The organism is Streptomyces sp. 4N509B, from assembly GCF_052245655.1.
Taxonomy (GTDB): domain Bacteria; phylum Actinomycetota; class Actinomycetes; order Streptomycetales; family Streptomycetaceae; genus Streptomyces.
This window is the reverse complement of record NZ_JBQQBZ010000064.1, coordinates 1-16,482: the sequence shown is the minus strand read 5'-3', so window position 1 is coordinate 16,482 and position 16,482 is coordinate 1. Positions and strand designations below refer to the sequence as shown.

Genomic DNA, 16,482 nt, shown 5'->3' with positions numbered 1-16,482 from the left:
GCCGTTCGGCGTCCGAACGGCCGCACCCCCCAGGGCGGGAGGACGGCGACGGGCGGCCGGCTAGCTGAGCCGCTCGCCGAGTATGTCGCGCAGGAATTTCCCCGTGTGGCTGGCTGTCTCCGACGCCACCTGCTCCGGCGTGCCCTCCGCCACCACCAGGCCGCCGCCCGAGCCACCCTCGGGGCCCATGTCCACGACCCAGTCGGCCGTCTTGATGACGTCGAGGTTGTGCTCGATGACGATCACGGTGTTCCCCTTCTCCACCAGGCCGGAGAGCACCGAGATCAGCTTGCGGATGTCCTCGAAGTGCAGGCCGGTGGTGGGCTCGTCCAGCACGTAGACCGTGCGGCCGGTGGAACGCCGCTGGAGCTCCGAGGCGAGCTTGACCCGCTGCGCCTCACCGCCGGAGAGCGTCGGCGCGGGCTGACCGAGCCTCACGTACCCGAGGCCCACGTCGTTGAGCGTGCGCAGGTGACGGGCGATCGCCGGCACCGCCTCGAAGAACTCCAGCGCCTCCTCGATCGGCATGTCGAGCACCTCGGCGATCGACTTGCCCTTGTAGTGCACCTCGAGGGTCTCGCGGTTGTACCGGGCGCCGTGGCAGACCTCGCACGGCACGTACACGTCGGGCAGGAAGTTCATCTCGATCTTGATGGTGCCGTCGCCGGAGCAGTTGTCGCAGCGCCCGCCCTTGACGTTGAACGAGAAACGACCCGGCAGGTACCCGCGGACCTTGGCCTCCATCGTCTCGGCGAAGAGCCGGCGGACGTGGTCGAAGACGCCGGTGTACGTCGCGGGGTTGGACCGGGGGGTGCGCCCGATGGGGGACTGGTCGACGTGCACGACCTTGTCCACCTGGTCGTCGCCGGAGACGCGGGTGTGGCGGCCGGGCACGGCGCGCGCACCGTTCAGCTCGCGCGCGAGGTGGGTGTAGAGGATGTCGTTGACCAGGGTGGACTTGCCCGATCCCGAGACGCCCGTCACGGCCGTCAGCACCCCGAGGGGGAAGCGGACGTCGATGTCGCGGAGGTTGTTCGCCCGCGCGCCGTGCACGGTCAGGCCCCGCTTCGGGTCCACCGGCCGCCGGGTCGCGGGCAGCGGGATCGACCGGGCCCCCGCCAGGTACTGCCCGGTGACCGAGGACTCGTTCGCCAGCAGCTTCTCCAGGGGACCGCTGTGCACCACCTCGCCGCCGTGCTCCCCGGCGCCGGGGCCGATGTCCACCACCCAGTCCGAGGTCCTGATCGTGTCCTCGTCGTGCTCCACGACGATCAGCGTGTTCCCCAGGTCGCGCAGGCGGACGAGGGTCTCGATCAGCCGGTGGTTGTCCCGCTGGTGCAGCCCGATCGAGGGCTCGTCCAGCACGTACAGCACGCCGACCAGGCCGGAGCCGATCTGGGTGGCCAGCCGGATCCGCTGTGCCTCGCCACCGGAGAGCGTGGCGGCCGCCCGGTCCAGCGAGAGGTAGTCGAGGCCCACGTCGACCAGGAAGCGCAGCCGCTCGTTGACCTCCTTCAGGACACGCTCGGCGATCGTCTTCTCCCGGTCGGTGAGCGTCATCTCCCGCAGGAACTCCGCGCACTCGCTGATCGACATGGCGGCGATCTCGGCGATGGACCGGCCCTGCACGGTCACCGCGAGGATCAACGGCTTCAGCCGGCTGCCCTCACAGGCCGGGCACGGCGCCTCGCGCATGTACCCCTCGAACCGCTCGCGGCTCGCGTCCGACTCGGCCTCGGCGTGCCGCCGCCGGATGAAGGGGATCACCCCCTCGAAGGAGGAGGTGGTGAACGACCGCTCCTGCCCGTGGCGGTTCTCGTACCGGACCTCCAGGCGGGTCCTGTGCCCGTGGAGCAGCGCCTTGCGGGCTCGCTGCGGCAGGCCCTGCCAGGGCACGTCGGTGCGGAAGTTCAGCGCGCCGGCGAGGCTCTCGATCAGCAGGTTGAAGTACCCGCGGGTCTGACCGCTGGCCCAGGGGTGGATGGCGCCGTCCTCCAGCGAGCGCTCCGGGTCCGGGATGATCAGCTCGGGGTCCACCTCCATCCGGCTTCCGATGCCCGTGCACTCCGGGCAGGCGCCGAAGGGGGAGTTGAACGAGAAGGAGCGCGGCTCCAGCTCCTCGAAGGACAGGTCGTCGTACGGGCAGTACAGGTGCTCGGAGAACATCCGCTCGCGCTGCGGGTCGTCCTCCGGGAGGTCCACGAAGTCCAGGATCACCATGCCGCCCGAGAGGCCGAGCGCCGTCTCCACGGAGTCCGTCAGCCGGCGCTTGGCGCTCTCCTTGACCGTCAGCCGGTCCACCACCACCTCGATGGTGTGCTTCTCCTGCTTCTTCAGCTTCGGCGGGTCCGTGAGCTGCACCGTCGTGCCGTCGACCCGGGCCCTGCTGTACCCCTTGGTCTGGAGGTCGGCGAAGAGGTCGGCGAACTCGCCCTTGCGCTGCCTCACCAGCGGGGAGAGCACCTGGAACCTGCTGCCCTCCTCCAGCCCGAGCACGCGGTCCACGATCGCCTGGGGCGACTGCCGCGCGATGGGCCGGCGGCACTGGGGGCAGTGCGGCTTGCCGATGCGGGCGAAGAGCAGCCGGAGGTAGTCGTAGACCTCGGTGATGGTGCCGACGGTGGAGCGCGGGTTGCGCGACGTCGACTTCTGGTCGATGGAGACCGCGGGCGACAGTCCCTCGATGAAGTCCACGTCGGGCTTGTCCATCTGCCCCAGGAACTGCCGCGCGTACGACGACAGCGACTCCACGTAGCGGCGCTGGCCCTCGGCGAAGATCGTGTCGAAGGCGAGCGAGGACTTGCCCGACCCCGACAGTCCGGTGAAGACGATGAGGGAGTCGCGGGGCAGGTCGAGCGAGACGTTCTTCAGGTTGTGCTCGCGAGCGCCACGAACGATGAGTCGGTCGGCCACGCCGGATGACACCTTTCGTGTGGTTCCTTGGAGGGCTCGGCCCGTGGGCGCGCCCCCCGACCAAGACTAGGCGCGGTCACTGACACCCGTCCGCCGTTCATCCGCCGGGAGCCGCTCAGGGGCCGCCATCGCAGCCTATAGCACGGGCGTTCGATTCTCGGCGGAGCTCCCACGGTTTCACTCGAAGGAGTGGCGGAGATAGCGTGAGAACGTGACGGTATCCACAGCCAGCCCCACCGCCGACCTCGCCGCCCTCCGGGAGGCCACCGACCGACTCCTGGCCACCGTCGACACCCTCGACGAGGCCGCCGTCGGCGAGCCCTCCCTGCTGCCCGGCTGGAGCAGGGGCCACCTCCTGGCCCACCTCGCCCGCAACGCCGACGCCCTGGTGAACGTCCTGACCGGCCGTCCCATGTACCCCAGCGAGGAGGCCCGCGACGCCGAGATCGCGCGCGACGCCGACCGTCCGCTCGCCGAGCACCGTGCCGACCTGCGCGAGAGCGCCGCCCGCCTGGCCGAGGCGGCGGAATCCCTCACCGACGAGCAGTGGCGGGCCACCGTCACGTTCCGCGGCGGCGTCACCGACCGTGCCGCCACCGTACCCTTCCGCCGCTGGGTCGAGGTCGAGCTGCACCACCTCGACCTGGGGGTCGGCGGCACCGTGGCCTCGCTGCCGGGCGTCTTCCTCGACCGCGTCCTCGACTACCTCGCCGCGCGCTTCGCCAACCCCGCACTCGACGTCCCGCCGATCGAGCTGCGGGCCGAGGACGGCCGCAGCTGGCGCACCGGGGCCGAGCCCGGTCAGGGCCGCACCACGACCGTGGCCGTCGGCACCCCCGCCGCCCTCGTCGGCTGGCTCACCGGCCGCACCACCGGCAGCGGCCTGACCACCACCGGCGGCGAGCCCCTCCCGACCCTGCCGCCCCTGTGACCGCTCTCGGGACCGTCGCCGACGGATCCCGACCGACCCCGACAGACCACCCGTGAAGGAGTGAGGCCGTCGTGGCGTACACCGGAAGGGTCGAGGTGGGCGGGCCCCCCGAGGTCCACGAGCTGGCGAAGCTGATCGTCTCCAAGATCGCCGTCGGCCCCATGGAGAACAACGCCTACCTGCTGCGCTGCCGCGACACCGGGGAGCAGCTGCTCGTCGACGCCGCGGCCGAGCCGGACAGCCTGCTCCGCCTCGTCGGCGACGACGGCCTCACCGCCGTCCTGACCACTCACCGCCACGGCGACCACTGGCAGGCGCTCGACGCCGTGGTGCGCGCCACCGGCGCGCGCACCTACGCCGGGCGGTACGACGCCGAGGCCATCCCCGTGCCGACCGACGTGCCCCTCCGGGACGGCGACGTCGTCCCCGTGGGTGCCTGTCGGCTCACCGTCCGGCACCTGGTCGGCCACACCCCCGGCTCCGTCGTGCTGGTCTACGACGACCCCGACGGCCACCCCCACGTCTTCACCGGCGACTGCCTCTTCCCCGGCGGCCCGGGGCGCACCGTCACCCCGGAGGATTTCCGTTCCCTGATGGGGGGACTGGAGGAGCGGATCTTCACCCTCCCGGACGAGGCGTGGGTCTACCCCGGGCACGGCGACGACACCACCCTCGGCGCCGAGCGGCCCCACCTCGCGGAGTGGTGGGACCGGGGCTGGTAGCCGGCGGGCGCGGGGGCCGCCTGCCGGCCGGGCCGTCACATGGACGGCGCGCCGTCGTAGCGCACCTCGTTGTAGTACTCGTGAACGGTGCCGTCGTCCCAGGTCACCACCAGCGTGTCGCCCTCGAACTCCAGCGTCGCCGTCATCGCGGTCCACTCCACGTCGCCGTAGAGGCTGCACTCCTCCAGCGTCAGGGACCCGTCGGTCACGCTGCCGTAGCAGATGTCGCCCTCCGCGAGCATGTCCTCGATGAAGGTGACGTCGCGGTCGTAGAAGTCCAGGATGGCGTCCGCGTCGCTCGGGCCGGTGTACCAGTAGCCCTGCAGCTCCTCGACGGTGGCCGGGGTCCTGTCGTCCTCGCCGCCCGGCAGGTCGAGGTCCTCCAGCTCCTCCCAGGGGATCAGGTCCTCCAGGTTCTCGGGGACGAGGTCCAGCAGGTCGTCGAGGTTCACGCCCTCCGGGAGGCTCGCCGGATCGATCTCCGAGAGGTTCCGGGGCTTCGGGCCCAGCGACGCGCCGCTCGCCTCACCGTCGTCCTCACTCCCGCCGTCGCCCTCGCCCCCGGCGCCGGCGTCACCCCCCTGGGTGCTCTCCTGCTCGCCGCCTCCGCCCGCCGTGCCCGACGCGTCGTCCTCGCTCCCACCACAGCCCGTGAGTGCCAGAGCCGCCGCCATCGCCACCGCAGCGGCCGGCAGAGCCGCCCGTATCGTCCGCTTCCGCATGAGGTCCCCTCCTGGTCAGCAATCCCCTTCGGATCGCTGGAGACTAACGGCCCGCGGCGGCCCGGGGGTGGGGGTGGGACAGCGGTGTTACGCGTCTGTGCACCGTTTCGTGCCGAACGGGGACACCCGTCATCGGGCGGTGGCCCGCGGTGGCGGGGGCTCCGTGTGTGTTACTGAGTGTCAGCCCCCCGCAGTAGGGTTGCGACATGGCCGACCCCTCCAGCTACCGCCCCAGGCCGGGCGAGATCCCCGACTCGCCGGGCGTCTACCGCTTCCGTGACGAACACCGCCGGGTGATCTACGTCGGGAAGGCCAAGAGCCTGCGGCAGCGCCTGTCGTCGTACTTCCAGGACGTCTCCGGGCTCCACCCCCGCACCGCCACCATGGTCACCACCGCGGCGTCCGTGGAGTGGACCGTGGTCGCCACCGAGGTCGAGGCGCTCCAGCTGGAGTACTCCTGGATCAAGGAGTACGACCCCCGGTTCAACGTCAAGTACCGCGACGACAAGAGCTACCCCTCACTCGCCGTGACCCTCGGCGAGGAGTTCCCCCGCGTGCAGGTCATGCGCGGCCCGAAGCGGAAGGGCGTGCGGTACTTCGGGCCCTACGCCCACGCCTGGGCCATCCGCGAGACGGTCGACCTGCTGCTGCGGGTCTTCCCCGTGCGCACCTGTAGCGCCGGTGTCTTCAAGCGGGCCCACGCCATCGGGCGCCCCTGCCTCCTGGGGTACATCGAGAAGTGCTCCGCGCCGTGCACCGGCCGCGTCACCCCCGAGGAGCACCGCGCCCTGGCCGAGGAGTTCTGCGACTTCATGGCCGGCCGCACCGGCACGTACCTGCGTCGTCTGGAGGAGCGGATGCTCCAGGCCTCGGAGGACCTGGAGTTCGAGCGGGCCGCCCGGTTGCGCGACGACATCGAGGCGCTGCGGCGCGCCATGGAGAAGAACGCCGTGGTCCTCGCCGACGCCACCGACGCCGACCTCATCGCCCTGGCCGAGGACGAGCTCGAGGCGGCCGTGCAGATCTTCCACGTCCGCGGCGGCCGGGTGCGCGGACAGCGCGGCTGGGTCACCGACCGGGTGGAGCAGCTGACCAGCTCCGAGCTCGTCGAGCACGCCCTCCAGCAGCTCTACGGCGAGGAGCGCGGCGAGGGGGTGCCGCGGGAGGTCCTGGTGCCGGCCCTCCCCGAGCCTGCCGAGCCGGTGGCCGAGTGGCTCTCCGAGCGGCGCGGATCCCGCGTCAGCCTGCGCGTGCCGCGCCGCGGGGACAAGAAGGACCTGATGACCACGGTCCAGCGCAACGCCCAGCAGGCCCTCGCGCTGCACAAGACGAAGCGGGCCTCGGACCTGACCACCCGCTCGCGCGCCCTGGAGGAGATAGCGGACGCCCTGGGCCTGGACTCGGCCCCGCTGCGCATCGAGTGCTTCGACGTCTCGCACTTCCAGGGGGACGACGTGGTCGCCTCGATGGTCGTCTTCGAGGACGGCCTCGCCCGGAAGAGCGAGTACCGCCGGTTCCAGGTGAAGAGCTTCGCCGGTCAGGACGACGTCCGCGCCATGCACGAGGTGGTCACCCGGCGCTTCCGCCGGTACCTGCGGGAGAAGGTGCGCACCGGCGAGTGGACCGGGGACGGCGAGGAGGGCACCGAGGGAGCCGAGGGGGCAGGGCGGCCCACGGGGACCGCGGAGTCCGGCGGCCGCGCCCCGGACACGGAACCGGGTGCCGGCGCCGGCGCGTCGTTGCGGGAGGACGACGGCCGTCCCAGGCGTTTCGCCTACCCACCCCAGCTGGTCGTGGTGGACGGCGGAAAGCCGCAGGTCACGGCCGCGCGCCGGGCCATGGACGAGTTGGGCGTCGACGACGTCGCCGTCTGCGGACTGGCCAAGCGCCTGGAGGAGGTCTGGCTGCCCGACGAGGACGACCCGGTGATCCTGCCCCGCACCAGCGAGGGCCTGTACCTGCTCCAGCGGGTGCGGGACGAGGCGCACCGCTTCGCGATTCGGTATCAGCGGGGCAAGCGGTCACAATCGATACGGACGGGTCCGCTCGATGCCGTCCCCGGCCTCGGGGAGACCCGCAGGAAGGCCCTGCTGAAGCACTTCGGCTCGGTCAAGCGGCTCCGTGCCGCCACGGTCGAGGAGATCACCGAGGTCCCGGGCATCGGCCGCAGGACGGCGGAGACCGTGGTGGCCAGCCTCGCCGAGGGGGCGCCGGCCACCCCGGCGGTCAACACGGCCACCGGCGAGATCATCGAGGACTGAGCGGCCCCACCGCTCAGCCGCCACCACACGAAGCTGAGCAACCACGAGACAGACGGGGGACGACACCATGAGTGAGCAGACACCAGAACCGGACACCCCGCAGACGCCGGAGGTCCCGGAGCAGCCGGAGGCCCAGCCGGAGATGCCCGAGCTGGTGATCATCTCGGGCATGTCCGGAGCAGGCCGCTCCACCGCCGCCAAGTGTCTGGAGGACCTCGGCTGGTTCGTCGTGGACAACCTGCCGCCCGCCCTGATCCCCACCATGGTGGACCTCGGCGCCCGCTCCCAGGGGAACGTCGCCCGCATCGCCGTCGTCGTGGACGTGCGCGGCAGGAGCTTCTTCGACAGCCTGCGCGAGTCCCTGACCGACCTCGACACCAAGGGCGTCACCCGCCGCGTGGTCTTCCTCGAAGCCTCGGACAACGCGCTGGTCCAGCGCTTCGAGTCGGTGCGTCGCCCCCACCCCCTCCAGGGCGAGGGACGCATCGTGGACGGCATCGCCGCCGAGCGCGACCTGCTGCGCGAGCTGCGCGGCGACGCCGACCTCGTGATCGACACCTCCAACCTCAACGTGCACGAGCTGCGCGCCAAGATGCACGCGCAGTTCACCGGCGGGGACCAGCCCGAGCTGCGGGCCACGGTCATGTCCTTCGGGTACAAGTACGGCCTGCCCGTGGACGCCGACCACGTCGTCGACTGCCGCTTCCTTCCCAACCCGCACTGGGTGCCGGAGCTGCGCCCCTTCACCGGCACCAGCGAGGAGGTCTCCAACTACGTCTTCAACCAGCCGGGCGCCAAGGAGTTCCTCGACGGGTACGCGGAGCTGCTGCGGCTGGTCGCCGACGGGTACCGCCGCGAGGGCAAGCGGTACGTCACGATCGCCGTGGGCTGCACCGGCGGGAAGCACCGCAGCGTGGCCATGTCCGAGCGGCTCGCGCGACGCCTGGCCGCCGAGGGCGTGGAGACCGTTGTCGTCCACCGGGACATGGGGCGCGAATAGGCATGACAACCCGCAAGGCCGCCCGGCAGGCCCGCAGTTGGCGCGCGATCCGCCCACTGCGCGGCCACCGCAGGGGCGCCCAGCCGAAGGTCGTCGCCCTCGGGGGCGGCATGGGCCTGTCCGCCTCCCTCACCGCGCTGCGGCGGATCACCGGTGACCTCACCGCGGTCGTCACCGTCGCCGACGACGGCGGGTCCAGCGGACGGCTCCGCGACGAGCTGGGTGTGCTCCCCCCGGGCGACCTGCGCAAGGCGCTGGCCGCGCTCTGCGGCGACGACGAGTGGGGCCGCACCTGGTCGGAGGTGGTCCAGCACCGCTTCAAGAGCGGCGGGGCGCTCCACGACCACGCCGTGGGGAACCTGCTGATCGTCGCCCTCTGGGAGCAGCTGGGCGACCACGTGCAGGCGCTGGACCTGGTCGGGAAGCTGCTGGGCGCCCAGGGCAGGGTGCTGCCGATGTCGGCGGTGCCGTTGGAGCTGGAGGCCGTCGTGCGCGGTCATGACCCCGGCGCGCCGCAGCAGCTGAGCAGGGTGCGCGGCCAGGTCACCGTCGCCCTCACGCCGGGGGAGGTGCGGCGGGTGATGCTCGTGCCGCACGGCCCTCCCGCCGTTCCCGAGGCCGTCGAGGCCGTGCTCGACGCCGACTGGGTGATCCTCGGCCCGGGCTCGTGGTTCTCCTCCGTGATCCCCCATCTCCTGGTGCCCCGCCTGCTGGACGCCCTCGTGGAGACCCGCGCCCGACGGGTCCTCTCGCTCAACCTCGCCCCCCAGCCCGGCGAAACTGATGGCTTCTCCCCGCAGCGTCATGTGGAGGTTTTGGTGCAACACGCCCCTAAACTCGCATTCGACGTGGTGCTGGCCGACCAGGCCGCCGTGCCGGAGCAGGAGAAGGACAGCCTGAGCCGGGCCGCCGAGCGACTGGGGGCGACAGTTCATCTGGCGCCGGTGGCCGCGGCCGGGGGCGCACCCCGCCACGACCCGGAGCTGCTGGCCGCCGCGTACGACCGTATTTTTCGGATGCATGGAAGGATCGGCCCATGGCGATGACGGCTGCGGTGAAGGACGAGATCTCCCGGCTTCCCGTCACCCGCACCTGCTGCCGCAAGTCGGAGGTGTCGTCGATCCTGCGCTTCGCGGGCGGCCTGCACCTGGTGAGTGGGCGCATCGTGATCGAGGCCGAGCTCGACACCGGGATCGCCGCCCGGCGGCTCCGCCGGGACATCCTGGAGATCTTCGGACACGGCTCGGACCTGGTGGTGATGGCCCCCGGCGGGCTGCGCCGCGGCAGTCGCTTCGTGGTGCGCGTGGTCGCCGGCGGCGACCAGCTCGCCCGGCAGACGGGCCTGGTGGACGGCCGGGGCCGGCCGATCAGGGGCCTGCCGCCGCAGGTGGTCTCCGGCGCCACCTGTGACGCCGAGGCGGCCTGGCGGGGTGCCTTCCTGGCCCACGGCTCGCTGACCGAGCCGGGGCGTTCCTCCTCGCTGGAGGTCACCTGCCCGGGTCCCGAGGCGGCGCTCGCCCTCGTCGGCGCCGCCCGGCGGCTGCAGATCGCCGCCAAGGCGAGGGAGGTCCGCAGCGTGGACCGCGTCGTCGTCCGTGACGGCGACGCCATCGGCGCCCTCCTCACCCGGCTCGGCGCCCACGAGTCGGTGCTGGCCTGGGAGGAGCGCCGGATGCGGCGGGAGGTCAAGGCCACGGCCAACCGCCTGGCCAACTTCGACGACGCGAACCTCCGCCGCTCCGCGCGCGCCGCGGTCGCGGCCGGGGTCCGGGTGCAGCGGGCCCTGGAGATCCTCGGCGAGGAGGTCCCCGACCACCTCGCGGCGGCCGGCCGGCTGCGCATCGTGCACAAGCAGGCGTCCCTGGAGGAGCTCGGGGCGCTCGCCGACCCGCCGCTGACCAAGGACGCGGTCGCCGGCCGCATCCGCCGACTGCTGGCCATGGCCGACAAGCGGGCCCAGGACCTGGGCATCCCCGGCACCGAGGCCAGCCTCACCGAGGAGATGGTCGGCTAGACCCCGTCCGGTGTCCGCCGGTGCCGGGGACTGGCCGTCCGGCACCGGGGTACCCGCGTGGCCGGTGTCACAGGCCCACGATCGGCGCGGTAGGGTCGAAGGCGGTCGGGGACATCCCATACAGCATTGCCGGTGTCCGCCACCGGCACACCAACGAGGAGATCGGTTCGTGACGATCCGCGTAGGAATCAACGGCTTTGGCCGTATCGGGCGTAACTACTTCCGCGCCCTCCTTGAACAGGGAGCGGATGTCCAGATCGTCGGTGTCAACGACCTGACCGACAACGCGACCCTGGTCCACCTGCTCAAGTACGACAGCATCCTCGGCCGCCTCCGCCAGGAGGTCACCCACACCGAGGACACCATCACGGTGGGCGGCCAGACCTTCAGGACGATGGCCGAGCGTGACCCGGCCGCCCTGCCCTGGGGCGAGCTCGGCGCGGACATCGTCATCGAGTCCACCGGCATCTTCACCAAGCGTGACGACGCCGCCAAGCACCTGTCCGCCGGGGCCAAGAAGGTTCTGATCTCCGCCCCCGCGAAGAACGAGGACATCACCCTCGTGATGGGCGTGAACCAGGACGCCTACGACCCGGCCCAGCACCACGTCGTCTCCAACGCCTCCTGCACCACCAACTGCGTGGCGCCGATGGCGAAGGTCCTCGACGAGAGCTTCGGCATCGTCAAGGGCATGATGACGACGGTCCACGCGTACACCAACGACCAGCGCATCCTCGACTTCCCGCACAAGGACCTGCGCCGCGCCCGCGCCGCCGCGGTCAACATCATCCCCACCACCACCGGCGCCGCCCGGGCCACCGCCCTCGTCCTGCCGCAGCTGAAGGGGAAGCTCGACGGCATCGCCATGCGCGTGCCGGTGCCCACCGGCTCCGTCACCGACCTCGTCGTGGAGGTCGGCCGCGAGGTCACCAAGGAGGAGGTCAACGCCGCCTTCCAGCAGGCCGCGGAGACCCAGCTCAAGGGTGTCCTCGAGTACACCGAGGACGCGATCGTCTCCTCCGACATCGTCAACACCCCGCCCTCCTGCACCTTCGACTCCGCCCTCACGATGGCGCAGGGCAGCCAGGTCAAGGTCGTCGGCTGGTACGACAACGAGTGGGGCTACTCCAACCGCCTCGTCGACCTCACGGTCTACGTCGGCGAGCGGCTCTGACCCGCGTCCGGCGGGAGCACACACCGCAGGGCTCGCAGGGCGCGTCCGTCGCGCGCTGCGGGCCCTTCCGCCGTACAGCGCGACAGCGCTCGACCGTTCCCCTGTCATCCCTGCGCACCATTCCTGAGCCGTGCCGCTAGGAGCCCGAAGAAGCATGAAGACGATTGACGACCTCCAGGTCGCCGGCCGGCGGGTCTTCGTCCGCGCCGACCTGAACGTTCCGCTGGAGGGCGAGACCATCACCGACGACGGCCGCATCCGCGCCGCCGTCCCGACCATCACCCGCCTCGTCGAGGCCGGCGCGCGGGTGATCGTCGCCTCCCACCTGGGCCGCCCCAAGGGCGCCCCCGACCCCGCGTTCTCCCTCGCCCCCGTGGCCCGCCGCCTCGGCGAACTGCTCGGGCAGCCCGTGGCGTTCGCCGGCGACACCGTCGGCGAGGGCGCCCACGCCCGTGCCGAGGCCCTCGCCGACGGCCAGGTCGTGGTCCTGGAGAACCTCCGCTTCAACCCGGGCGAGACCAGCAAGGACGACGCCGAACGCGGCGCCTTCGCCGACCAGCTGGCCGAACTCGCCGACGCCTACGTCGGCGACGGCTTCGGCGCCGTGCACCGCCGCCACGCCTCGGTCTACGACCTCCCCGCCCGCCTCCCGCACGCCGCCGGCGGCCTGATCGCCACCGAGGTCGGCGTTCTCGAGCGCCTCACCACCGACGTGGCCCGCCCGTACGCGGTCGTGCTCGGCGGCGCCAAGGTCTCCGACAAGCTCGGCGTCATCGACCACCTCCTGGACCGGGCCGACCGCATCCTCGTCGGTGGCGGCATGGCGTACACCTTCCTCAAGGCCCAGGGCCACGAGGTCGGAGACTCCCTCCTCCAGGCCGACCAGGTCGAGACCGTCCAGGAGTACCTCCGCCGTGCCGCCGACCGCGGCGTGGAGTTCCTCCTGCCCGTGGACGTCGTGGCCGCGAAGGACTTCCCGGACCTGAGGACCAAGGCGCCGGCCCACCCGGAGGTCGTCGCCGCCGACGCCATCCCCGCCGGCCTCCAGGGCCTCGACATCGGCCCGGCCACCCGCGAGCGGTACGCCGCCGCGCTCGCCGACGCCGCCACCGTCTTCTGGAACGGCCCCATGGGCGTCTTCGAACACCCCGACTTCGCGGCGGGCACCCGCGCCGTCGCCCAGGCCCTCGCCGACAGCCCCGCCTTCACCGTGGTCGGCGGCGGCGACTCGGCCGCCGCGGTGCGCACCCTCGGCTTCGACGAGGCGGCCTTCGGCCACATCTCGACCGGCGGCGGCGCCAGCCTGGAGTACCTGGAAGGCAAGACGCTCCCGGGCCTTGAGGCCCTGGGACGGGAGGACTGACCCATGGCCGACGCATCCGCCCGCACGCCGCTGATGGCGGGCAACTGGAAGATGAACCTCAACCACCTGGAGGCCATCGCCCACGTCCAGAAGCTCGCCTTCGCCCTCTCCGACAAGGACCTCGACGCCGTCGAGGTCGCCGTGCTGCCGCCCTTCACCGACCTGCGCTCCGTGCAGACCCTCATCGACGGCGACAAGCTGAGGATCCGCTACGGCGCCCAGGACATCTCCGCCCAGGACACCGGGGCGTACACCGGCGAGATCTCCGGCCTCATGCTGGCCAAGCTCAACTGCACCTACGCGGTGGTGGGCCACTCCGAGCGCCGCCAGTACCACCGCGAGACCGACGAGGTCTGCAACGCCAAGGTCAAGGCGGCCTACCGGCACGGCCTCACACCGATCCTGTGCATCGGCGAGCCGCTCACCGTCCGCAAGGCCGGCGAGCACGTCGCCCACACCCTCCGCCAGCTCGACGGCGGCCTCGCCGACATCCCCGCCGAGCAGGCCGCCAGCATCGTCATCGCCTACGAGCCGGTGTGGGCGATCGGCACCGGCGAGGTCGCCACTCCGGAGGACGCGCAGGAGGTCTGCGCGGCGATCCGTGGCCGCCTCGGCGAGCTCTACGACGGACGGCTGGCCGACGGCGTCCGCATCCAGTACGGCGGCTCGGTCAAGTCGGGCAACGTCGCCGCGATCATGGCCCAGCCCGACGTGGACGGCGCCCTCGTCGGCGGCGCCTCCCTCGACGCCGACGAGTTCGTGAGGATCGTGCGGTTCCGCGATCAGTAACCGTCGGGGGTACCCTGGGGGCCGCGACCAACCACGGTGGCCACACGCCGCCCGTTGGTCCGGCCCCCATCCGCGAGATCGTCACGTGACAGAGAGTTGGTCAAGTCGTGGAAACGGCGTTCCAGATCGCCCTCGTCGTCTTCAGCGCCCTCCTGGCGCTGCTCGTGCTCATGCACAAGGGCAAGGGCGGCGGCCTGTCCGACATGTTCGGTGGCGGCATGCAGTCGTCCGTCGGTGGTTCCTCGGTCGCCGAGCGCAACCTCGACCGGATCACCGTTGTCGTCGCCCTGGTCTGGATCGGGATCATCGTCGTCCTCGGGCTTCTGATGAAGTCGTGACGCGGGGATGACAGCCGGGCCACAAGCCGGTAAGTCAGTAACTCGAAGCACTGGACGTGCGTTGAGCCTTGCATAGACTGAGGCGACTTCGCAGCACACAGTACGTGAGGCAGGGAGTTACGACCGTGGCAGGTGGCAACGCGATCCGGGGCAGCCGGGTCGGCGCGGGGCCCATGGGTGAGGCGGAGCGCGGCGAGTCCGCCCCGCGGCTGAGGGTCTCCTTCTGGTGCGCGAACGGGCACGAGACGCGGCCCAGCTTCGCCAGCGACGCACAGATCCCCGACACCTGGGACTGTCCGCGCTGCGGCTTCCCGGCGGGCACCGACCGCGACGACCCGCCGGCCCCGCCCCGCACCGAGCCGTACAAGACGCATCTCGCCTATGTCCGCGAGCGCCGCAGCGACGCCGACGGCGAGGCCATCCTCGCCGAGGCGCTGGCGAAGCTCCGTGGCGAGATCTGAACACGTCGCGTCACCGTTTAGCCTGGTGAGCTGCGAGATCCTCCGCAGATCACACAGATGGGCTGAACACCGAGATGAACGCAGGCGCACGGGTCAGGCTTGACCAGACGGCTGAGTGGGGTGCGCTCGCCAAGCACCGGGACCACCTCGGAGAGATCCACCTGAGGGAGCTCTTCGAGCGGGACCCGGACCGGGCGAGCCGGTACACCCTCCGCGTCGGTGACCTGTACATCGACTACTCCAAGCACCTGGTGACCGACGACACCGTGCGGCTGCTGACGGAGCTGGCCGACGCCCGGGGCGTCACCGAACTGCGGGACGCCATGCTCCGCGGCGAGAAGATCAACGTCACCGAGGGGCGCGCCGTGCTGCACACCGCGCTGCGCGCTCCCCGTGAGGCGGTCATCGAGGTCGACGGCGTCAACGTCGTGCCCGAGGTCCACGAGGTCCTCGACGCCGTCTCCGCCTTCGCGCGGCGCGTGCGGTCGGGGGAGTGGACCGGCCACACCGGCCGGCGCATCAGGACCGTCGTCAACATCGGCATCGGCGGCTCCGACCTCGGCCCCGCCATGGCCTACGAGGCGCTGCGCCCCTACACGGCGCGGGAGTTGACGTTCCGTTTCGTGTCGAACGTGGACGGCGCCGACCTGCACGAGGCGGTGCGCGACCTCGACCCCGCGGAGACGCTCTTCGTCGTCGCCTCCAAGACCTTCACCACGCTGGAGACGATCGCCAACGCCACCGCCGCGCGACGCTGGCTGCTCGCCGGCCTCGGCGGCGACGAGGCGGCCGTGGCGCGGCACTTCGTGGCCGTCTCGACCAACGCCGCGAAGGTCGCCGAGTTCGGCATCGACACCGCCAACATGTTCGCGTTCTGGGACTGGGTGGGCGGCCGGTACTCCTACGACTCCGCGATCGGCCTGTCCCTGGTGGTCGCGATCGGCCCCGAGCGCTTCCGGGAGATGCTCGACGGCTTCCGCCTCGTCGACGAGCACTTCGCCACCGCGCCGCTGGCGGCCAACGCGCCGGTCCTCCTCGGCCTGCTCGGAGTCTGGTACGGCGCCTTCCACGACGCCCAGTCCCACGCCGTGCTGCCCTACAGCCACTACCTGAGCCGTTTCACGGCCTACCTCCAGCAGCTGGACATGGAGTCCAACGGCAAGTCCACCGACCGGCAGGGCCGCCCCGTGGCGTGGCAGACCGGGCCCGTGGTGTGGGGCACCCCGGGCACCAACGGCCAGCACGCCTACTTCCAGCTGCTCCACCAGGGCACGCGGCTCGTCCCCGCCGACCTCGTCGGCTTCGCGCGCCCGGTCGCGGAGGTGGAGGCGGCCGTGCCGGGACAGCACGACCTGCTGATGGCCAACCTCCTCGCCCAGGGGCAGGCGCTCGCCTTCGGCAAGAACGCCGAGGAGGTACGGGCCGAGGGCGTCGCGGAGGAGCAGGTGCCGCACCGCACCTTCCCCGGGAACCGGCCCACGACCACGATCCTGGCCGACGAGCTGACCCCCTCGGTGCTGGGGCAGCTGGTGGCGCTCTACGAGCACAAGGTGTTCGTGCAGGGCGCGGTCTGGGACATCGACTCCTTCGACCAGTGGGGCGTCGAGCTCGGCAAGGTGCTGGCCAAGCGCGTCGAGCCCGCCCTCACCCGGGACGCCGACGTGCCCGGACTGGACGCCTCCACCGCCACCCTCGCCCGCCGCTACCGCGAGCTGCGGGGCCGCTGACGCGCGGGGGGACGGCCGTCCCGGGACCGCGCCAGCCGTCCTTGCCGGGGCGGGGACGGTGGGGCCC

The 16,482-nt window shown here is 71.8% G+C and carries 14 protein-coding genes; 12 read left to right on the top strand and 2 right to left on the bottom strand.

Annotation, left to right across the window (positions count from 1 at the left end; all coding sequences use genetic code 11):
* Positions 1-60: 60 nt before the first annotated feature.
* Positions 61-2,913, bottom strand: a complete 2,853-nt coding sequence (gene uvrA, locus ACTWP5_RS31390; RefSeq protein ID WP_443224583.1) for an excinuclease ABC subunit UvrA — start codon at positions 2,911-2,913, stop codon at positions 61-63.
* A gap of 211 nt (positions 2,914-3,124) precedes the next feature.
* On the opposite strand from uvrA, the gene ACTWP5_RS31385 reads away from it, so the two are divergent.
* Both ACTWP5_RS31385 and ACTWP5_RS31380 read left to right on the top strand, forming a co-directional pair.
* On the top strand, positions 3,125-3,844 hold the full coding sequence (locus ACTWP5_RS31385; RefSeq protein ID WP_443224582.1) for a maleylpyruvate isomerase family mycothiol-dependent enzyme: 720 nt from the start codon (positions 3,125-3,127) through the stop codon (positions 3,842-3,844).
* Between the two features lie 71 nt (positions 3,845-3,915).
* Positions 3,916-4,566, top strand: a complete 651-nt coding sequence (locus ACTWP5_RS31380; RefSeq protein ID WP_443224581.1) for an MBL fold metallo-hydrolase — start codon at positions 3,916-3,918, stop codon at positions 4,564-4,566.
* Positions 4,567-4,601: 35 nt separating this feature from the next.
* On the opposite strand, the gene ACTWP5_RS31375 is transcribed toward ACTWP5_RS31380, so the two are convergent.
* Positions 4,602-5,288 carry a hypothetical protein gene (locus ACTWP5_RS31375; protein ID WP_443224580.1) on the bottom strand — a complete coding sequence of 229 codons (687 nt, stop codon included), beginning with the start codon at positions 5,286-5,288 and terminating at the stop codon, positions 4,602-4,604.
* 206 nt (positions 5,289-5,494) lie between these two features.
* Here ACTWP5_RS31375 and uvrC point away from each other — a divergent pair, with 206 nt between their 5' ends.
* From uvrC to pgi, 10 genes are all read left to right on the top strand, one after another.
* On the top strand, positions 5,495-7,549 hold the full coding sequence (gene uvrC, locus ACTWP5_RS31370) for an excinuclease ABC subunit UvrC (protein ID WP_443224579.1): 2,055 nt from the start codon (positions 5,495-5,497) through the stop codon (positions 7,547-7,549).
* Between the two features lie 67 nt (positions 7,550-7,616).
* On the top strand, positions 7,617-8,549 hold the full coding sequence (rapZ, locus tag ACTWP5_RS31365; RefSeq protein ID WP_443224578.1) for an RNase adapter RapZ: 933 nt from the start codon (positions 7,617-7,619) through the stop codon (positions 8,547-8,549).
* Between the two features lie 2 nt (positions 8,550-8,551).
* The gene (locus ACTWP5_RS31360) at positions 8,552-9,595 is read left to right on the top strand and encodes a gluconeogenesis factor YvcK family protein (protein ID WP_443224577.1); all 1,044 of its coding nucleotides are present in this window, start codon (positions 8,552-8,554) and stop codon (positions 9,593-9,595) included.
* The gene (gene whiA / locus ACTWP5_RS31355) at positions 9,586-10,563 is read left to right on the top strand and encodes a DNA-binding protein WhiA (protein WP_443224576.1); all 978 of its coding nucleotides are present in this window, start codon (positions 9,586-9,588) and stop codon (positions 10,561-10,563) included. The genes ACTWP5_RS31360 and whiA overlap by 10 nt, the downstream gene beginning before the upstream one ends.
* Positions 10,564-10,732: 169 nt before the next feature.
* Positions 10,733-11,737, top strand: coding sequence for a type I glyceraldehyde-3-phosphate dehydrogenase (gene gap, locus ACTWP5_RS31350; RefSeq protein ID WP_443224575.1), 1,005 nt, complete (start codon positions 10,733-10,735; stop codon positions 11,735-11,737).
* A gap of 154 nt (positions 11,738-11,891) precedes the next feature.
* Complete coding sequence (locus ACTWP5_RS31345; protein ID WP_443224574.1) at positions 11,892-13,100, top strand: phosphoglycerate kinase; 1,209 nt, start codon at positions 11,892-11,894, stop codon at positions 13,098-13,100.
* A gap of 3 nt (positions 13,101-13,103) precedes the next feature.
* Complete coding sequence (gene tpiA, locus ACTWP5_RS31340) at positions 13,104-13,889, top strand: triose-phosphate isomerase (protein ID WP_443224573.1); 786 nt, start codon at positions 13,104-13,106, stop codon at positions 13,887-13,889.
* Between the two features lie 107 nt (positions 13,890-13,996).
* Positions 13,997-14,227, top strand: coding sequence for a preprotein translocase subunit SecG (secG, locus tag ACTWP5_RS31335; protein ID WP_443224572.1), 231 nt, complete (start codon positions 13,997-13,999; stop codon positions 14,225-14,227).
* A 125-nt stretch (positions 14,228-14,352) separates the two neighbouring features.
* The gene (locus tag ACTWP5_RS31330; RefSeq protein WP_443224571.1) at positions 14,353-14,688 is read left to right on the top strand and encodes an RNA polymerase-binding protein RbpA; all 336 of its coding nucleotides are present in this window, start codon (positions 14,353-14,355) and stop codon (positions 14,686-14,688) included.
* A 74-nt stretch (positions 14,689-14,762) separates the two neighbouring features.
* Complete coding sequence (gene pgi / locus ACTWP5_RS31325; protein WP_443224570.1) at positions 14,763-16,415, top strand: glucose-6-phosphate isomerase; 1,653 nt, start codon at positions 14,763-14,765, stop codon at positions 16,413-16,415.
* The last annotated feature ends 67 nt before the right edge of the window (positions 16,416-16,482 follow it).

What these genes read in the sequence shown, in the direction of transcription:
- ACTWP5_RS31375 (WP_443224580.1), bottom strand. Translation starts at nt 5,288, where the DNA reads ATGCGGAAGCGGACGATACGGGCGGCTCTGCCGGCCGCTGCGGTGGCG.
- uvrC (WP_443224579.1), top strand. Translation starts at nt 5,495, where the DNA reads ATGGCCGACCCCTCCAGCTACCGCCCCAGGCCGGGCGAGATCCCCGAC.
- rapZ (WP_443224578.1), top strand. Translation starts at nt 7,617, where the DNA reads ATGAGTGAGCAGACACCAGAACCGGACACCCCGCAGACGCCGGAGGTC.
- ACTWP5_RS31360 (WP_443224577.1), top strand. Translation starts at nt 8,552, where the DNA reads ATGACAACCCGCAAGGCCGCCCGGCAGGCCCGCAGTTGGCGCGCGATC.
- whiA (WP_443224576.1), top strand. Translation starts at nt 9,586, where the DNA reads ATGGCGATGACGGCTGCGGTGAAGGACGAGATCTCCCGGCTTCCCGTC.
- ACTWP5_RS31345 (WP_443224574.1), top strand. Translation starts at nt 11,892, where the DNA reads ATGAAGACGATTGACGACCTCCAGGTCGCCGGCCGGCGGGTCTTCGTC.
- tpiA (WP_443224573.1), top strand. Translation starts at nt 13,104, where the DNA reads ATGGCCGACGCATCCGCCCGCACGCCGCTGATGGCGGGCAACTGGAAG.
- pgi (WP_443224570.1), top strand. Translation starts at nt 14,763, where the DNA reads ATGAACGCAGGCGCACGGGTCAGGCTTGACCAGACGGCTGAGTGGGGT.